Annotated in this window: 11 protein-coding genes; 8 read left to right on the top strand and 3 right to left on the bottom strand. The window is 66.7% G+C overall.

Translation table 11 applies throughout. From position 1 onward, the window contains the following. The first annotated feature begins 13 nt into the window (after positions 1-13). The 4 genes from SOM61_RS00285 to SOM61_RS00270 all read left to right on the top strand — a co-directional run bounded on the left by SOM61_RS00285 (position 14) and on the right by SOM61_RS00270 (position 6,908). A complete protein-coding gene (locus SOM61_RS00285) occupies positions 14-1,132 on the top strand; it encodes a contractile injection system tape measure protein (RefSeq protein ID WP_320472212.1) in 1,119 nt (372 codons plus the stop codon). 10 nt (positions 1,133-1,142) lie between these two features. Continuing rightward, the gene (locus tag SOM61_RS00280) at positions 1,143-2,516 is read left to right on the top strand and encodes an ATP-binding protein (protein ID WP_320472211.1); all 1,374 of its coding nucleotides are present in this window, start codon (positions 1,143-1,145) and stop codon (positions 2,514-2,516) included. A gap of 1 nt (position 2,517) precedes the next feature. Continuing rightward, complete coding sequence (locus SOM61_RS00275) at positions 2,518-5,343, top strand: hypothetical protein (protein ID WP_320472210.1); 2,826 nt, start codon at positions 2,518-2,520, stop codon at positions 5,341-5,343. A gap of 77 nt (positions 5,344-5,420) precedes the next feature. Continuing rightward, the gene (locus SOM61_RS00270) at positions 5,421-6,908 is read left to right on the top strand and encodes a hypothetical protein (protein ID WP_320472209.1); all 1,488 of its coding nucleotides are present in this window, start codon (positions 5,421-5,423) and stop codon (positions 6,906-6,908) included. 60 nt (positions 6,909-6,968) lie between these two features. On the opposite strand, the gene SOM61_RS00265 is transcribed toward SOM61_RS00270, so the two are convergent. Beyond that, positions 6,969-8,036 carry an AI-2E family transporter gene (locus tag SOM61_RS00265; RefSeq protein ID WP_320472654.1) on the bottom strand — a complete coding sequence of 356 codons (1,068 nt, stop codon included), beginning with the start codon at positions 8,034-8,036 and terminating at the stop codon, positions 6,969-6,971. Between the two features lie 243 nt (positions 8,037-8,279). On the opposite strand from SOM61_RS00265, the gene SOM61_RS00260 reads away from it, so the two are divergent. The 4 genes from SOM61_RS00260 to SOM61_RS00245 all read left to right on the top strand — a co-directional run bounded on the left by SOM61_RS00260 (position 8,280) and on the right by SOM61_RS00245 (position 12,762). After that, on the top strand, positions 8,280-9,137 hold the full coding sequence (locus SOM61_RS00260) for a porin (RefSeq protein WP_320472208.1): 858 nt from the start codon (positions 8,280-8,282) through the stop codon (positions 9,135-9,137). 100 nt (positions 9,138-9,237) lie between these two features. Next, positions 9,238-10,524, top strand: a complete 1,287-nt coding sequence (locus SOM61_RS00255) for a paraquat-inducible protein A (RefSeq protein ID WP_320472207.1) — start codon at positions 9,238-9,240, stop codon at positions 10,522-10,524. Next, a complete protein-coding gene (locus SOM61_RS00250; protein ID WP_320472206.1) occupies positions 10,517-12,127 on the top strand; it encodes a PqiB family protein in 1,611 nt (536 codons plus the stop codon). The genes SOM61_RS00255 and SOM61_RS00250 overlap by 8 nt, the downstream gene beginning before the upstream one ends. Next, positions 12,127-12,762 carry a PqiC family protein gene (locus SOM61_RS00245; protein ID WP_320472205.1) on the top strand — a complete coding sequence of 212 codons (636 nt, stop codon included), beginning with the start codon at positions 12,127-12,129 and terminating at the stop codon, positions 12,760-12,762. The genes SOM61_RS00250 and SOM61_RS00245 overlap by 1 nt, the downstream gene beginning before the upstream one ends. A 4-nt stretch (positions 12,763-12,766) precedes the next feature. On the opposite strand, the gene SOM61_RS00240 is transcribed toward SOM61_RS00245, so the two are convergent. Then, entirely contained in the window at positions 12,767-13,834 is a 1,068-nt protein-coding gene (locus tag SOM61_RS00240) for an SDR family oxidoreductase (protein ID WP_320472204.1), read from the bottom strand. Between the two features lie 124 nt (positions 13,835-13,958). Beyond that, positions 13,959-16,184, bottom strand: coding sequence for a TonB-dependent siderophore receptor (locus SOM61_RS00235; protein ID WP_320472203.1), 2,226 nt, complete (start codon positions 16,182-16,184; stop codon positions 13,959-13,961). Between the last annotated feature and the right edge of the window lie 32 nt (positions 16,185-16,216).

Below are 16,216 nucleotides of genomic sequence, written 5' to 3'. Positions count from 1 at the left end.
AAGGATGACAGACATGGACAAGACAACGGATAACGCCAATATCGCGGGCAGGCCTGAGCAAGTGCTACTCGCAGCGCTGCTGGCCGCCGAGGACGGGCCGGCGCCGCCCGCATGGAGCGCATTGTTGGAGAAACGCCCCGAAGAGGTATTGCGCGCCCTGCGCGCGGCGCACCGGCGCCCCCTGTGGCGTGCGGCGCTGCGCGCCGGCTTGCCGCAGTGGATGCAGGCCGACCTGGTCAATCTGGCCCGCCCCGACCTTGGCGCCGCCGTGCGCGCCATCGCCGACCGGCGTGCGACCATCGCCCACGTGCTGGGAAGCGGATGGCAGCGGGCCCTGTGGGGCGGCGCTTTCGAGCTGGCGGCGCAGCGGACGCTGCTTGCCCTCGCCGACCTAGAGAGCGCGTGCGTCGCGGTGCTGCGCGCGGCGGCCGGGCCGGATGCGCTGGCCCAGGAAGCGTTGCTGGCGGCCTGGCGCGGCGTCTCGCCGGTGGCCGCGAAGGTAGAACCGGCGCGCCCGCTCGTGGCGGAGGCGGCATTGAGCCCGCAAGCATCGAGCCCACAGGACGAGTTGCGCGCCACCCCGGCGCCGGAGGAGGCCCCGGCCAGCGCGGCGCCGGCTGTGCGGGACGGGGAACCCATTTACCTGGGCAATGCCGGCCTGGTCCTGTTCGGGCCCTATCTGTCGCGCCTGTTCAATATGTTGAAGCTGACAGACGGAGGCGCGTTCGTGAGTCCGGCGGCCGCCGCACGCGCCGTACACCTGCTGCAGTTTGCGGCGTCGGGATCGGACAAGGCGCCCGCCCATGCGCTGACGCTCAACAAACTGCTGTGCGGACTGGCGCCGGAGACGCCAGTCCCTGCCGGCATCGTGCTGACGGAGACCGAGCGCCAGACGGTCGAGGATATGCTCAAGGCGATCATTGCCCAATGGGGTGCGTTGGGAAAAACCTCGGCGGAAGGGCTGCGCAAGTCATTCCTGATGCGCGAAGGGCACTTGGTACGGGACGACCAGGGCTGGCAACTGCGGGTGATGCCCGCGCAGGTCGACATGCTCTTGGATCGTCTGCCATGGACCTTCTCCCCCTTGCGCCAGGCGTGGATGCAGGCGCCGCTGCGCGTTCAATGGCGTTGAGGAGCGGCCGGTGACAACGTCCATGATGGAGCTGCCGATGTTGCAGGCCAATGCGGCGGCGCTGACGCGTGAGGCCGACTGGTTCGGCCGGGTGCTGCACGCGCGCTTCAGCCATTATTTCGGCGATGGCGTTGGCGACGGCGGCGCGCCCTGCGTGCTCGAGGCCCCGCCGGCGCTGGAGGGCGACGGGTCCGAGTACGCGGCGCTGGTGAATGAACTGGGCTTCGGCATGGAGGAACGGCTGGTGCTGATGCTGGCGCTGCTGCCGCACGTGCGGCCGCAGGCGCTCGACCTGTTCTTCACCCAGAACAAGCTGCAGGGCCAGCGCTTCACCGAGTTTGGCGGCTGGCGCGGCAAGACCCACGAGGGTTTCCTGCCGACCTGCGAGACCGCCGCCTTCCTGCTGGCGGGCGACGACCTCGCGCAGCGTTTCGGGGTGCTGGCACTGTTCGACGACGACCATCCGCTGATGCGACGGCGCATCGTGCGCCTCGAGCAACCCGCCGCCGGCGAACCGCAGCTCGGCGCGATGCTCAGCCTGGCCCCGGAATACCTGCAGCGCTTCACCACCGGGGCGCGCCACAAGCCGGACTACGATCGCCAGTTCCCGGCCAAGCTGATCGCCACCCGGCTCGGCTGGGACGACCTGGTGCTGGCGCCCGAGGCGCGCCACGACGTCGAGAGCATCGGCCTGTGGATCCGCGAATCCGGCAAATTGCTGGAGGAGTGGGGCCTGGAGCGCGCCGTCAAGCCGGGCTACCGCTGCCTGTTCTATGGCCCGCCCGGCACCGGCAAGACGCTGACGGCGACCCTGATCGGCGCCAGCGCCGGGGTCGACGTCTACCGCATCGACCTGTCGATGATGGTCTCGAAGTACATCGGCGAGACCGAGAAGAACCTGGCCAATGTGTTCGACCAGGCCCAGGACCGGCGCTGGATCCTGTTCTTCGACGAGGCCGACGCCTTGTTCGGCACCCGCACCGAAGGCAATACCTCGAACGACCGCCACGCCAACCAGGAAATCGCCTACCTGCTGCAGCGGGTCGAGGATTTTCCCGGCGTGGTGATCCTGGCCAGCAACCTCAAGGCCAATATCGACCAGGCCTTCGCGCGTCGCTTCCAGAGCGCCGTCTATTTCGGCATGCCGGACGCGACGCAGCGCCTGCGCCTGTGGCAGGGCATGTTCCGCGACCCGCGCCGGCTGGGGCAGGACGTCGACCTGCGCGCGCTGGCCGAGGGTTACGAGCTGGCCGGCGGGGCCATGACCAATGTGGTGCGCCACGCCGCCATCAGCGCTACCCGCCAGGGACGCGACCACGTGACGCAAGCCGAGCTGCTGCTGGGCGTGCGCAAGGAAATGATCAAGGAAGGAAAGACATTCTGACATGAAGCCGATCGCCATCGTCATCCGCATCGTGCTGGCCGCCGCCGTGCTCGGCGCCTCCGGCGCCATCGCCCAGGTCGGTCCACCCGCCCAGGCCAGGCCGGCGCCGGCCGCCGAGCGCGCGCCACCCCGCATCACGTACGACGCCGCCGAACGGGCGCTGTTGAAGCGCCTGGCGACGCCGGCGGCGGCGCAAGTGTTCCGCCAGTACAACGCGGCCAGCGGCCGACGGATCCAGGACCATCTGGTCGTCATCTATGGCGTCGACCCCGATTACGTGCGCGACGCCGGCGGCGCGCGCCGTCCCTTGGGCGACGGCGTCGTCGGCCCGGTCACGCTCAGGTGGCTGACGCGCTTTTGCAAGGAGTATGGCATCGTCGCCAGCGATCCCCATTTCGAGCGCGCCGTGGTGGCTTCGCTGGAGCAGGTGGCGGATATCGTCAGCGCCCATCCGCAATGGGTCGACATCCTGGCCAGCCCCGAATTCAATGAATGGCTCAATGACCAGCCGACCACCGAGCGGGTGCGCAGCCTGCAGCGGCGCCGGTCTGGGGATGCCTCGCAGGTCAATGCGTTGATCGAGCAGTTCAAGCGCGAACAGCGGCCAGCCCCGCCGACGCGGGCGGCCGAGCCGACCTGGCTGACCTTCGGCTACGACCCCGCGCGGCGCGAACAGACCGGTAACTCGGCCCAGATTGCCGCAAGCCTGGCGCCGCTGTCCACCCGTGCTCCGGAGGACGAGCAGATCTTCGAGGAAGACGTCCTCGACGCGCTGGATGGGCTCCAGATCGCGCCCGGCACCATGCCGCTTATCAAGCGCTATTCGCGGGTCGACGCCTATCTGGTCGGCCCGGAACTGCTGCAGCGCCTGCGGCGCGAGGGACTGCCGGAGTCCGCCGTGATCGAGCTGAAACAGGCGCTGGAGGGCGTCGAGCACCCCAGCGCCCAGGAATTCCTGGATGCGCTGCGCGAGGTCTCGGACAACAGCACACAACGCGAGGCGCTCGAACGCAAGCGGCTCACGATCGTGCGGGGCGCGCGCGTGACGCGTTACAAGGTCCCGGCCAACCTGGCCAGCAGCCTGGCGGTCGACGCGCCGCTCGACCCGGCGGTGGCCGCCGTTTTCGCGGGTTTCCAGCACATCCAGTATCCGACCAGGGAATTGTTCGATGCCGCCATCGACTGGCAGGTCCGGCGCGCACTTGGCATGTGCCGCGATCCGATACCGGACCGGCAGCAAAGCCAGGCAGTGCAAGACAGGCAGGGCGAACTGGGCGACGACGGCATTGCCGCATTGGCCACGCTGATGCGTGGCGAGGACGAGCTGTTCGCCAGGATTCGTGAGCTGCGTGGCCGGAAGGTCGCGTGCACGGCCGTCGACGTGGTCGAAGCCGACGTGCTTGCCTATCAGGTTGCCAGCTTCGTGACGCCCAACATCGACAGCAAGATCGATTTCCGCATCCGCAATACCGTCCCCACGCCGGCGCCGCGCGTCAACGCCTGGGCGCCGGACGGGTGTCGCTGCGCACGATCGGAGGCGGAAGGAATGGCGTACGGCTTCTATCCCTTGTGGCTCGATGCCGGCGAGCGCCAGATCGATTTCGGCGCCTTGACGCGCATCGGCCTGTATGGCGTGACCGTCGGCGACCATGGTGTGCTGGAGCCCCCGCCGGGCATGGACTCCGTCGCGCTCCCCGACCATCTGGCGCCGATGGTGCGCGCCGCGCATCGCCACAACGTCAAGGTCGACTGGGTGGTGTCGCGCAACGACTGGACGGCGTGGCGCACCATGGCGCCCGCGCGCAAGCGAGAGGTGCTCGACGCCTTGCTGCGCAATATCGCGACCCTGCTCGAGCGCGCGCCGCCCGATGGCGGCCAGACCACGACGCGCCTGGCCTCGCTGGGGCTGGATGTTGGCCAGACCGGCGGCGATGGCGTCACGCTCCACTTCCGTGATTTCCCAAGCGCCGACAAGGAACTGTTCAATGACTTCGTGCGCAAGCTGTCCGATCGCCTCAAGCGGATGCGGCCGGCGCGGCGGCTCAGCATGGCGGTCGCCTACGACGAGCTTGGCCTGCCGGGCCCGTTCGCCTTCCGCAACCTGGTCGAGCTGATCGCCGGCGACAACCCTCTGCCGAAGGACAAGACCTTCGCCGAAAGCGGCCCGGAGATGATGGCGGATATGCCGATCCTGGTGATGCTGCCCGAATCGACCCAGGACAGCAAGAAGGCGCTGCGCACCGCGATCCAGAACGCGCTGCACGGCACCGAAGCCGTACGCCTGCAGTGGGCAATCTTGCCGGTGGTCGAGTATGACCGCGTCGGATCGATACAGCTGGTCAACGACATCGTCTTCGCAGCGGCCAATTATCGCGGCATCGGATTCTGGCCGCTCGCGTTTGCCAGTCCGACCGGCGCGGACGGTATCGTCGACGCCAGGGACGCCAACCACCTGCTGACCAGCTATCTGCAGCCGTTCGGTGAGCAGCCCACGAAGCTGAGCTATTACGCCAGTTACCTGTGTCCGCATCGTCTGTGGCTGCGCTGGCTGTTCTGGGGATCGCTGGCGCTTGCGCTTGGGGTCGGGGCCGTCTATTTCAGTTGCCGCGGCTGCAACGAACGGCTCGACAACAATGGCCTGTATTTCGCGGGCATGGTCGCCGTGCTCGTGCTGCCGCTGGTGACGCTGTCGGTGCTGGTGGTGAGCGATCCGCTGTTGACCGGGTACTTCAAGTACACGCTGGCGCTGTATGGCACCGGCGGCATCGTGGCGGCGGCGCTGGTGTCGCGTTATTACTTCAAGAAGTCGCGCCGCAAACTGCCGTAAGGCGTGCGCGCGGCGCGTTCCGGCCCGGCACGGCAGGCACGGGCCGGGCATCATCATATTGCACAGGGGGTAACGTCATGCGCGAACGTCAGCAATCACCGGATCGAACGGAAACCGGGTCCAGCGATGTCCGGCAGCCCTGGAACACGCCTGCGGCGCATCATCCGGCATTCGTCGATAAGCGTTCATCGGCGTTGGTGCAAGGCAAGCTGGTCGAGATGATGCACGACAGCCCGCGTCTTTCCCGGCAACTGGCGCCGGGCGATGCGATTCACGATAGTCCGCGGATGGTGGGCCAGGGCCATCGGACCGGATCGCCGCGAACGGCACCGGTGCAACGGGTCGTGAAAGTTGGCGCCATTTCTTACAAGGCGCCGACCGGCAAGGCAACCACCGAACTGATCGCACGGATCGACCAAGCCCTGGAGGCGGCAGGGAAACGGCTCACGCCCGGCTGGAAGGGGGCACTGAGAGATTGGGTCAGGGATGACCAGGCCATCGCGCACGATTTCGCCGACGAAGACGCCTTGCAGCTGGCGCTGGAAGTACTGTATCCGCCCAAAACCGCTGCCAGCGGCAGCGGCAAGCGCAAAGCCGATATCGCCCTGCAGGACGAGAATATCCGCACGCTGACCACCGGCGCCGACGACGGCACGCGCAAACGCGCCAGATTGTTGTCCGACCATTCGGGCAAAGCCTGGAGTGCACTGGTCCGTAATGTATCCGGGTGGGACACGGTCACCGATACTGCCCGGAGTTTGGAGGCACTGCCTCCCGGCGTAATGGATGGCACGCCGAACGTGGCGAGCACCATACGCCCATTCGACTTCTTCGCCGCGCTGGGCGACAGCGGCAAGCGTGACAAGCTCGACCGCATGGACTTCAACTTCGGCGGCACCCAGGTGTTCACCCATGGCTATGAATCGCAGGGTAAGCGCGACTTGGCGCCCCGCGGGTCCTACAGCACGGCTAAAGGCAAGAGCAAGAGCTTTCTCCCTTTTAATTTCAACACTGTAAAGATCGGGAATGATATCGGCACCTATGGGCAGCATCAGAACGCGCAGCCGGCGGATTTCCAGGGCAGCGCTTTCACCACCCTCGACACGCTCGAGAAATACCGTTTGCCCGGGCAGGCCTTCGGTACCTCGATCAAGCGGGATTTGATGGGCAACGGCCTTTTCACGACGCAGCAGGGACTCGGCCAGAACCACCCGCACGCGAATGTCGAATTCCTGGGCGCGACGGCGGGCTCGGGGCTGAACATGCAACAGGTGGAAAATATGCGGCTCCAGCAGGAGCTCAGCAATATCCGCATCCTCGAATCCGGCCTTCTGGCGGCGCCTGACATGGAACTGGGCGAGGATATGCAGGACACGAAGAAGCGTACCACGCTGCGCGCAATCCACAAGCAGCTCGAGGTCGTCATGGGCTCAGCTTCCGCCGACCGGGCGACCAGGAAAGCTGCAAAGAAGCAACTGCGGCGCCTGATAAAGCGGGCAATGGCCTCGATACAGCGCCTGCCGAACATCGAATCGGACGATGAGGTGTCGGACACCGAGATATAGCCATCGCCAACTGAGCAATGCAGGCGCCGCCCGCAGTCAACGCGACGGCGCCGGGTTCGGCTATTCCGCGCCCGGCTCGTGAAACTCGTCCGCGCGCGAAAACAGATCCCAGGCCGCGATGAACAGCGCCGCAATGACCGGCCCGATCACGAAGCCATTGAGCCCGAACAGCGCCATGCCGCCCAGGGTCGACAGCAGGATCACGTAATCCGGCAGCTTGGTATCCTTGCCGACCAGGATAGGGCGCAGGATGTTGTCGACCAGGCCGATCACCAGTACGCCATAGGCGGTCAGCACGACGCCTTGCCAGATGTCGCCGGTGGCCAGGAAGTAGACCGCCACCGGCGCCCACACCAGGGCCGCGCCGACCGCCGGCAACAGCGACAGGAAGGCCATCACCACGCCCCACAGCAGCGCGCCGCTGACGTCCAGCGCCCAGAAGATCAGTCCACCCAGTGCACCCTGGGCCATCGCCACCAGCACATTGCCCTTGACCGTGGCCCGGATCACCGTGGTGAAGTTCTGGAACAGGCGGCCCTTGTATTCGACCGACAATGGCACTGCGCGCTGGATGCGCGCCGCCAGGATGCGGCCGTCGCGCAGCAGGAAGAACAGCAGGTACAGCATGATGGTCATGCTGACCACGAAGTCGAGCGTGTTGCGGCCGATATTGAGGGCGTAGTGCGCCGTGGCCTGGCTGATCTGGGCCGCGCCTTCGGTGATCTTCTCCTGCAGTGAGGCCAGGTTGGTCAACTCGAAGCGCTCGAGCAACGAGATCGCCCAATCCGGCAGGGCGCGGATCACGAGGTTGAAGTAAGAAGCAAAATTGACCTCGCCGGCGCTGACGCGGGCGTAGATGACGGTGACTTCATTGATCAGCGACGAGGTGATCAGGGCCAATGGAAACAGCACCATCAGGATGATCACCAGCAGCGAGAGCAGGGCGGCGGCAGTCGGCCTGCCCTTGGTCACGCGCAGCAGGCGCGATTGCAGCGGTGCGAACAGGATGGCGAACACCACGCCCCAGAACACGGCCCCGGAATAGGGCAGCAGCACCCAGAAGAAAGCGATCGTCACGATCGCCAGTAAAAGGAGGAAGGAGTTCTGCGGCAGCGTGTATTGCTTCATCGGCGGGGTGGAAATGGTTGATGTTTCCTGATAATAAACCATGCCATCGCCCATACGGCGACCATTTGCGTCGCGCCGTACGCCAGCTAACATATGTTTCGACTTTTGGTGAAGTGTCGCTTGTTGACCACGAAGTCAGTTCAATCGTGCGCATTGTTTAAATGGCATCTTGCGATAATAAATGTCGCCGCGTCAAGACATAGTCTGGCGGGCTTTGAACAACATCATTTATCGGAGAGCTCCATGTCCCGCACCGCGCCGCGCACCACCATGTCCACCGTCCACACCACACTCGTCTCGGCCCTGAAGGGCGCCATCCTGCTGGGTGCAGCTAGCGCCGGCATGGCCCAGGCCCAGCAGTCGCCAGCCCTCGACCGCATGAGCATCTCGGCTGGCGCCTTCTATGCCGAGCCGAAGATCCATCTGGGCGGCGACACCCGCTACGGCCGCGTCGACACCCCCGACGAAAAAATCGACGACGTCACCTTGCCGCGCGTGAAGGCCGAGATGCTGATCGGCGACAGCCACGGCCTGTCGTTCGATTACTTCCGCTTCGACGAAGACTGGGCCGGCAGCGCCAGCGGCGACACCGTGTACGAAGGCCGTCCGGTCAGCGGCACCATCACCGCCGACGCCGACCTGCGCCTGGAAATGGCCCGCTTCGCCTACAAATGGTGGATGGGCAAGGAAAAGAACGCCTTCGGCGTGGGCCTGGGCGCGGCCTATCTGCGCGCCAAGATCTCCGGTTCTGCCGAAGCCAACCTCTCCGCCTCGAACCCGGTCGAGAACTACTCGTGGAGCGGTTCGGCCGAGGGCAGCGACAGCGTCTGGGCGCCGACCGTCGAGCTGGCATGGCGCCACTCGCTGAACGAACAATGGCGCCTGTACGCCGAGGCTTCGGGCATCAAGAAGAATGGCGGCACGGTCGAAGGCCATGTCTGGAACGGCGCCGTCGGCGTCGAATGGTTCCCGCACAAGAACGTCGGCCTGATGCTCGACTACACCGTCCAGAAGATCGACCTGCACCGCAATGGCGACCGCACCGCCGACCTCGACCTGAAACTGAAGGGACCGTCGGCGTTCGTCAAGGTTCGCTTCTGATCGACCGGGCACGCGCGATTCGATCGAAAAGACACGCTCAATTGCTTCCGGTCATAATACATAGTGCGAAAGCATTAATGTAGCAGAGCGAGGAGAGCGATTGAGCGCGGAGCATCTGATCGGTTGTCATGATTGCGGTTGCCTGTACCACCGGGAGCCGCTGAACTCGTGCGAGCGCGCGCGTTGCACGCGCTGCCGCCATGAGCTGTATCGCTGGCATGCCGGCGGACCGCTGCGCCGCGCCGATTCGCTGGTGGCGCTGACCCTGGGCGCCGTGCTGGTCTACCTGCTGGCCCAGAGCTTCCCGATCGTCACGCTCGAACTGGGCGGCATGGCGACCGGCGCGACCCTGCTGCAGGCGGTGGGCGTGCTGTGGGACGCGCAGATGCAGGTGGTCGCGGCCATGGTGCTGCTGTGCGCCATCGTCTTCCCGGGCCTGGAACTGGGTGCGCTGCTGTACGTCGCCATCGGCCTGCGGCGCGGCCGCCGCGTTCCGGGCTTTCACCTCGTGCTGCGGGTGGTCCAGGGCGCACGCCACTGGGCCATGACCGAGGTGCTCATGATCGGCATCCTGATTACCGTCATCAAGATGACCAGCCTGGCGCGCGTCGTGCCGCATCCGGGGCTGTTCGCCTTCGGCGTGCTCACCATCCTGTGCGCGCTCGTGATGCGCTACGAGCCCAGGGCCCTGTGGGAGCTGGCCGACCGCCTGGCGCCGCGCCCGCCGCAGGGCGCCGGGGAAGTCGCCGTGGCCCATGCGCCGGACACGCTCCTGGCGTGCCGCGCCTGCGGCCTGGTCAACGGCCACCCCTGGCAGCGCTCGAAGGACGGCGCCTGTCACTGCCGCCGATGCGGCGCGGCGCTGCACCGCCGGATCCCGAACAGCATCGGCTGGACCTGGGTGATGCTGGCGGCGGCCACGCTGCTCTACATTCCCGCCAATATGCTGCCCGTGATGTACTCCCGCATGATCGGCGGCGGCGCCGAGGGCGATACGATCATGAGCGGGGTGGTGTTGTTCTGGAACACCGGCTCGCCCGGGCTGGCCATCATCATCTTCGTCGCCAGCGTGGTGGTGCCGGTATCGAAGCTGGTGGCGCTGGCCTGGCTCAACGCCACCGCCCAGCTGCGCTCGCGCGCCGCGCCGCTGGCGCGCACCCGCGCCTACCGGGTGGTGGAATTCGTCGGCCGCTGGTCGATGCTCGACATATTCGTGGTCGCGCTGACCGTGGCCCTGGTGCGCTTCGACGCGCTGGCCACGATTACCGCCGGCCCCGGCGCGATCGCTTTCGGCTGCGTGGTGATCCTGACCATGGTCGCCTCGCACCAGTTCGACCCGCGCCTGATCTGGGACCCTATTGAATCGAATGGAGAACGACATGTCTGAACCGGACGGCGCACGACCGCCGCAGGGGCCCGCCTCGCCCGACGTCGACCGCCCGAGCCGCTGGCTGCCGTCGCTGATCTGGCTGATCCCGCTACTGGCTGCCGTCATCGGCGCCTGGCAGGTGGCCCAGTGGGTAACCAACAAGGGACCCACGGTGTACGTGTATTTTGCCACCGGCGAAGGCCTGGAGGCGAACACGACCCGGGTCAAGTACAAGGACGTCGACATCGGCCGTGTGGTGTCGGTGACGCTGGCCGAGGACGGCAACCGGGTAGTGGCCAAGATCGAGATGGTCAAGGAGGCCGGCCGCTTCACGGCCAAGGATTCGCGCTTCTGGGTGGTGCGCCCCCAGATCGGCGCCAGCGGCGTGTCGGGGCTCGGCACGCTGCTGTCCGGCCCGTATATCGGCGCCGCGCCGGGCGCCTCGGAGGATTCCAGCGATGCCTTCACCGGACTGGAGACGGCGCCGCCGATCCCGATCGGCCTGAAGGGCCGCGAGTACCTGCTGCACGCCGACAGCCTGGGCTCGGTGGCGCCCGGCTCGCCGGTCTATTTCCGGCGCGTGCGCGTCGGCCAGGTGGCCAAGGTCGAACTGGACAAGGCCGGCCAGGGCATCGACATGTCGGTGTTCGTCGAGGATCCGTATATCGGCTTCGTTGGCATGGACACGCGCTGGTACCACGCCAGCGGCGTCGACCTGCGCCTGGACGCGAGCGGCCTGAAGCTCAATACCCAGTCGCTGGCGGCGCTGGCCACCGGCGGCATCGCCTTCGAATCGACCGACGGCAAGAAGCCTGCCGCGCCGGCCCCGGCGGGCAGCCGCTACCGCCTGGCCGAAGACCGCGCCGCGGCTTTGCGCCCGCCGGACGGTCCGGCCACCAGCGCGGTGCTGTACTTCGACCAGACGCTGCGCGGCCTGGCGCCGGGCGCGCCGGTCGATTTCCGCGGCGTGGCGCTGGGCGAGGTGCGCAGCGTGGGCATCGAATGGGATCGCGAACGCCGCCGCTTCAATATGCCGGTAACGATCGATATGTACCCGGGCCGCCTGGGCCAGGACTTCATGAACGCCCTGAACCAGGGCCGCGAGGGCAAGGACATGATGGCCATGATGGTCGGCCGTGGCCTGCGTGCGCAGCTGCGCAACGGGAACATCCTCACCGGCCAGCTGTACGTGGCGCTCGACTTCTTCCCCAACGCGGCCAAGGCCGCGGTCGGCCAGCAGGGCGAGCTGGTGGTGCTGCCGACCGTGCCGGGCCAGCTCGACGAGCTGCAAAGCCAGGTGGCGCGCATCGCCAACAAGCTGGACAAGGTGCCGTTCGACGAGATCGGCGCCAACCTGAACCGCACGCTGGCGCAGGCGAATGCGACGTTGGCGCGCCTCGAAGGCCAGGTGCTGCCGGAGATGACGGGCACGCTTGCCGCCGCCAAGGGCACGTTCGCGCGCGCCGAGAACCTGCTGGCGCAGGATTCGCCGCTGCAGTCAGACCTGCGCCAGGCGCTGCAGGAAGTGTCGGACACGATGGCCAAGCTCAATACGCTGGCCGACTACCTCGAACGCAATCCGCAGTCGATCATCCGCGGCAAACCCCAGGAGAAGAAGTGATGACGTCGTTCCCATTCCCTCGCCGCGCCTTGGTCGCTACTGCATTCGCCACCGTCCTGGGCGCCTGCAGCAGTACGCCGGTCGACCGCTTTTATACCCTGAGCGGCGGCCCGGCCACGGCCACGCCGCCCGCGGCCAGCACCGCGCCGCTGTACTTCGAGATGCGGCCGGTGACGGTGCCGGCCCAGCTGCGCCGCCCGCAGATGGTGGTGAGCACCGGCGAAGGCACGATCGACCTCGAGGAACACCACCGCTGGGCCGGGCCGCTGGCCGAGGAGATCGGCAACAGCCTGTCGCTCGGGATCGCGGCCCGGTTGGGCGGGGTGGACGTCTACCGCAGCGCGGCGCCGGACGGCAGCACGCTGTACCGGATCGGCGCCGACGTCCAGCGCTTCGAATCGCGCCCCGGCAGCCTCGCGCTGCTCGATGTGGTGTGGAGCGTGCGCCGGATCGATGGCAACCAGCCTGGCGGCCAGATGCAGACTTGCCGCAGCGTGTACCAGGAACCGGTGGGAATGGGCCACGACGCCCTGGTGGCGGGCCACCGGGCGGCGCTGGACAAGCTCTCGGCCACGATCGCGCAGGCGGTGCGCGCTCAGGCCGGGGGCCAGTCGCCGGCCTGTCCGGCCGGCTGAACGATCAGGGAATCAGGCGCTCTGCGCGCAGGCGCGCGAACAGGTCGTAGAACGAATCGTCGGTGGCCTGGTAAGCGGTAAAGCCCCGGCGCCTGCTGTTGGCCATGTCGGTCATCACTTCCAGCGGCCGGCCAAGATCGAGGTCGGTATGCCAGGGCGAGGCCAGGCGATCCAGGTCGGCCTCGGCCAGGCCGTGGCGCTCGGCGATCTCGCGCCATACCGCATGGTCGTTCGCCATCGCGGCCTCCAATGGCTGGATCGTGCCGTTGAAGCCCGCCGCCTCCACGCCGAAGAACGCGGCCAGTTTCGGCCACAGCCAGCTCCAGCGGAACACGTCGCCGTTGACGATATTGAAGGCTTCGTTGCGCGCGGCGTCGGTGTCGGCGGCCCATACCATCTGCCTGGCCAGCATGCGCGCATCGGTAACGTCCGACAGGCCATTCCACTCCGCCGCGGAACCCGGGAACTGGAACGGACGACCGGTCTCCTTGCATATGGTCGCGTACACGGCCAGGGTGGTGCCCAGGTTCATCGCATTGCCGACCGCCAGGCCGATCACGGTGTGCGGGCGGTGCACGGTCCAGGTGAAGCGGTCACGTTCGGCCGCGGCATAGACCTCGTCTTCCTGCGCATAGTAAAAATTCTCGAGCGGCAGGCGCGGCTGGCTCTCGCGCAGCGGGGTGTCGGGCAGCGTGCCCGAGCTGGCGTAGGCTTCGAACGGGCCCAGGTAGTGCTTCAAGCCGGTCACCAGCGCGACGTGGCGCACGCTCTTCTTGGGCGCCAGTGCGTCGAGCAGGTTGCGCACCAGGGCGGCATTGACGCGGATGTTCTCGGCTTCGGTGTCCTGACGCATCCAGGTGGTGATGAAGACGTGGGTCGGTTCGACGTCGGCCAGTGCGGCGCCCAGGGCTGCAGGATCGAGCAGGTCAGCGGCCACGTGGCGCACGGCGGGCAGGTCTTGCGGCGCGCGGCGCGACAGGCCGACCACATCCCAGCCCCCGGCCAGCAGTTCGCGTGCCACGTGGTTGCCGCCGATGCCGGTGACGCCGACGACCAGTGCGGTTCGTTTCATGTGATTGCTCCCGATGTGACAATTGGACCTCATTCTACCGGCTGGGAGAAATCGGCGCGCAGGCCCAAAAGAAACGGGGCGCCGCATTGCTGCGGCGCCCCGTCGGGGATCACGCTTCAGGATATCAGAAGCGGTAACGCAGGGTCAGCGAGGTGTTGCGCGGCGCACCGTAGGTGAGCTGGTTGAAGGCCGAGAACATCGCGAAGTGGGTCTCGTCGGTCGCGTTGCTCACGTTGAGCTGGGCCGACAGCTGCTTGGTGAAATCGTAGCGCGCCATCAGGTTGACCAGGGCGAACGAATCCTGCTCGATGCGGCCGTCGATGCCAGGGGCCACGGTGCCGTCGATCGTGTAAGTGCTGCCTTCCCAATTGACGCCGCCGCCGACGGTGAGCTTGCTCCACGCGCCTGGCAGGCGGTAGGAAGCGAAGGCGCGCAGGGTCTTGCGTGGATAGATCGAGTTGAAGTCGACGCCGGTTGCATCCTTGGCGCGGAAGATCGCGTAGCCGATGCTGGCGTTCAGGCCAGAGACGATCTCGCCCGAAACGTCCAGTTCGATGCCCTTGCTGGTGGCGCCGTCCGCAGCGCGGTAGTAGGTTTCTTCCAGCAGCGGGCCGGTCGGGCCGTCACGATCGATACGGCCGGCGGCCTGGCCCAGCTTGTCCTGCTTCAGGTGGAACACGGCCAGCGACGCATTCACGCGGCGGTCGAAGAACTCGCCCTTGATGCCGGCCTCGCTTGCCTTGCCCTCGATCGGGTCGAGCAGCTTGTTGGACAGGTCGCGCAGGTTCTGCGGCTGGAAGATACTGGTGTGGCTGGCGTACAGCGAATAGGTGTCGTTCAGGTCGAACACCAGGCCGGCGTACGGCGTGATCTCGTTCGAGTGCTTGATCTGGTACGAGGCTTCCCACGCGCCGCCGCCTTCTTTCTCGTACTTGGTCACGCGCGCGCCGACGATGGCCTTGAGGCGGTCGGTGAGCGAGAAGCGCGCCATGCCGTACAGGCCTTGCTGGGTCGTTTCGCTGTCTTGATAACGCGCTTGCGCGCCCCAGGTCGGGACCGGGTAAGCGGCCGGGTTCCAGTTGTTGAAGTTGTCGACCGGTGGCGCCACGCCTTCCGGCAAGCCGGCAAATTGCGCGAGGCGGTTGTTCGAAATGAAGTCGGTCTTGGCATGCAGGTAGCCGATGGCTGCCTGGTGCTCGCGGCCGAAGGCCGAGAACGGGCCGCTGGCGTGGATGCCGAAGTCTTTTTGCTTGGTCTCGATGACGTAGGAACCTGCGAAGGTGCCGATGCCGGCGCCGGTCACGCGATCCGGCACGCCCGACAGGTACAGCAGGCGCGAGTCGCCGTCGCGGGTGGCGTCGGTATAGGTGAAGCGCAGGTTCCAGCCGTTGTCGAAGCGGTGCTCGTAGTCGGCGAAGAAGTTGTCGTACTGGTTGTCGTAGCCGGCCCATGGTGTGCCGGTGGTCAGCGAGCGGTCTTCAGGGATGACCGAGCCATCGGTGTAGCGGTACGGCAGGCCGCCCCACATCGGGCCGCGCGGGCTCATCTTCTGGCGGCTGAAGCCGGCCGAGAAGGTGCCGTCGCGGCCGATGTCGGCTTCGATCGTGCCGTAGAAGGTGCGGTCCTTGTTCTCCAGGTGCTTGACCCAGCTGTCGCCTTCGCCGTACTCGCCGACGAAGCGGCCGCGCACGCTGCCCGATTCGTTCAGCGGGGTCGAGACGTCGGCCATGATGTGGCGCTTGTCCCAGCGGCCGACGGTGGCCTCGATGCGGCCGGCCAGCTTCTTGCTGAAGGCGCGCTTGCGCACCAGGTTCAGCGCGGCCGACGGCGTACCGGCGCCGGTCATCAGGCCGGTCGCGCCGCGCACCACTTCGACGCGGTCGTACAGGGCCAGGCTGCCCAGCACCTCGCCGGCGCTCCAGGCGGCGTCCCAAGTGGTCGGGATGTTGTCGATCTGCAAATTGGTGACTTCGAAGCCGCGCGCCGTGAAGCTGCCGCGGTGGGTCTCATACTGGTTGACCGAGATGCCGGTGACGTTGTTGACGACGTCGGTGATGGTGAGCAGGCCCTGGTCTTCGATACGCTGCTGGGTGATGACCGAGACCGATTGCGGGGTATCGCGCAGCGACATGTCGAGCGGGGTCGCGGTGCGGGTGCGGCCGATGGTGTAGGAACCGACGTCGTCGGCCAGTTTCTGGGCCTGCACCTGCACTTGCGGCATCGAGGTGGTGCCGGCGGCGGTGTTGCTCTCGCTGGACTGCGCTTGAGCGATGAACGGGAGCGCGAGGCCCACACAGACCGTCAGGGTCTTCAATTTACGGCTTCCGTTTGCGCTGACCTGCTTTTCCATCTTTATTCCTGTTTTTTAACGATGAGTGGGTG

The organism is Massilia sp. CFBP9012, assembly GCF_034045115.1.
Taxonomy (GTDB): domain Bacteria; phylum Pseudomonadota; class Gammaproteobacteria; order Burkholderiales; family Burkholderiaceae_D; genus Telluria.
Note: the sequence above shows the minus strand (reverse complement) of the source record. Positions and strands in the feature narration are given on the sequence as shown.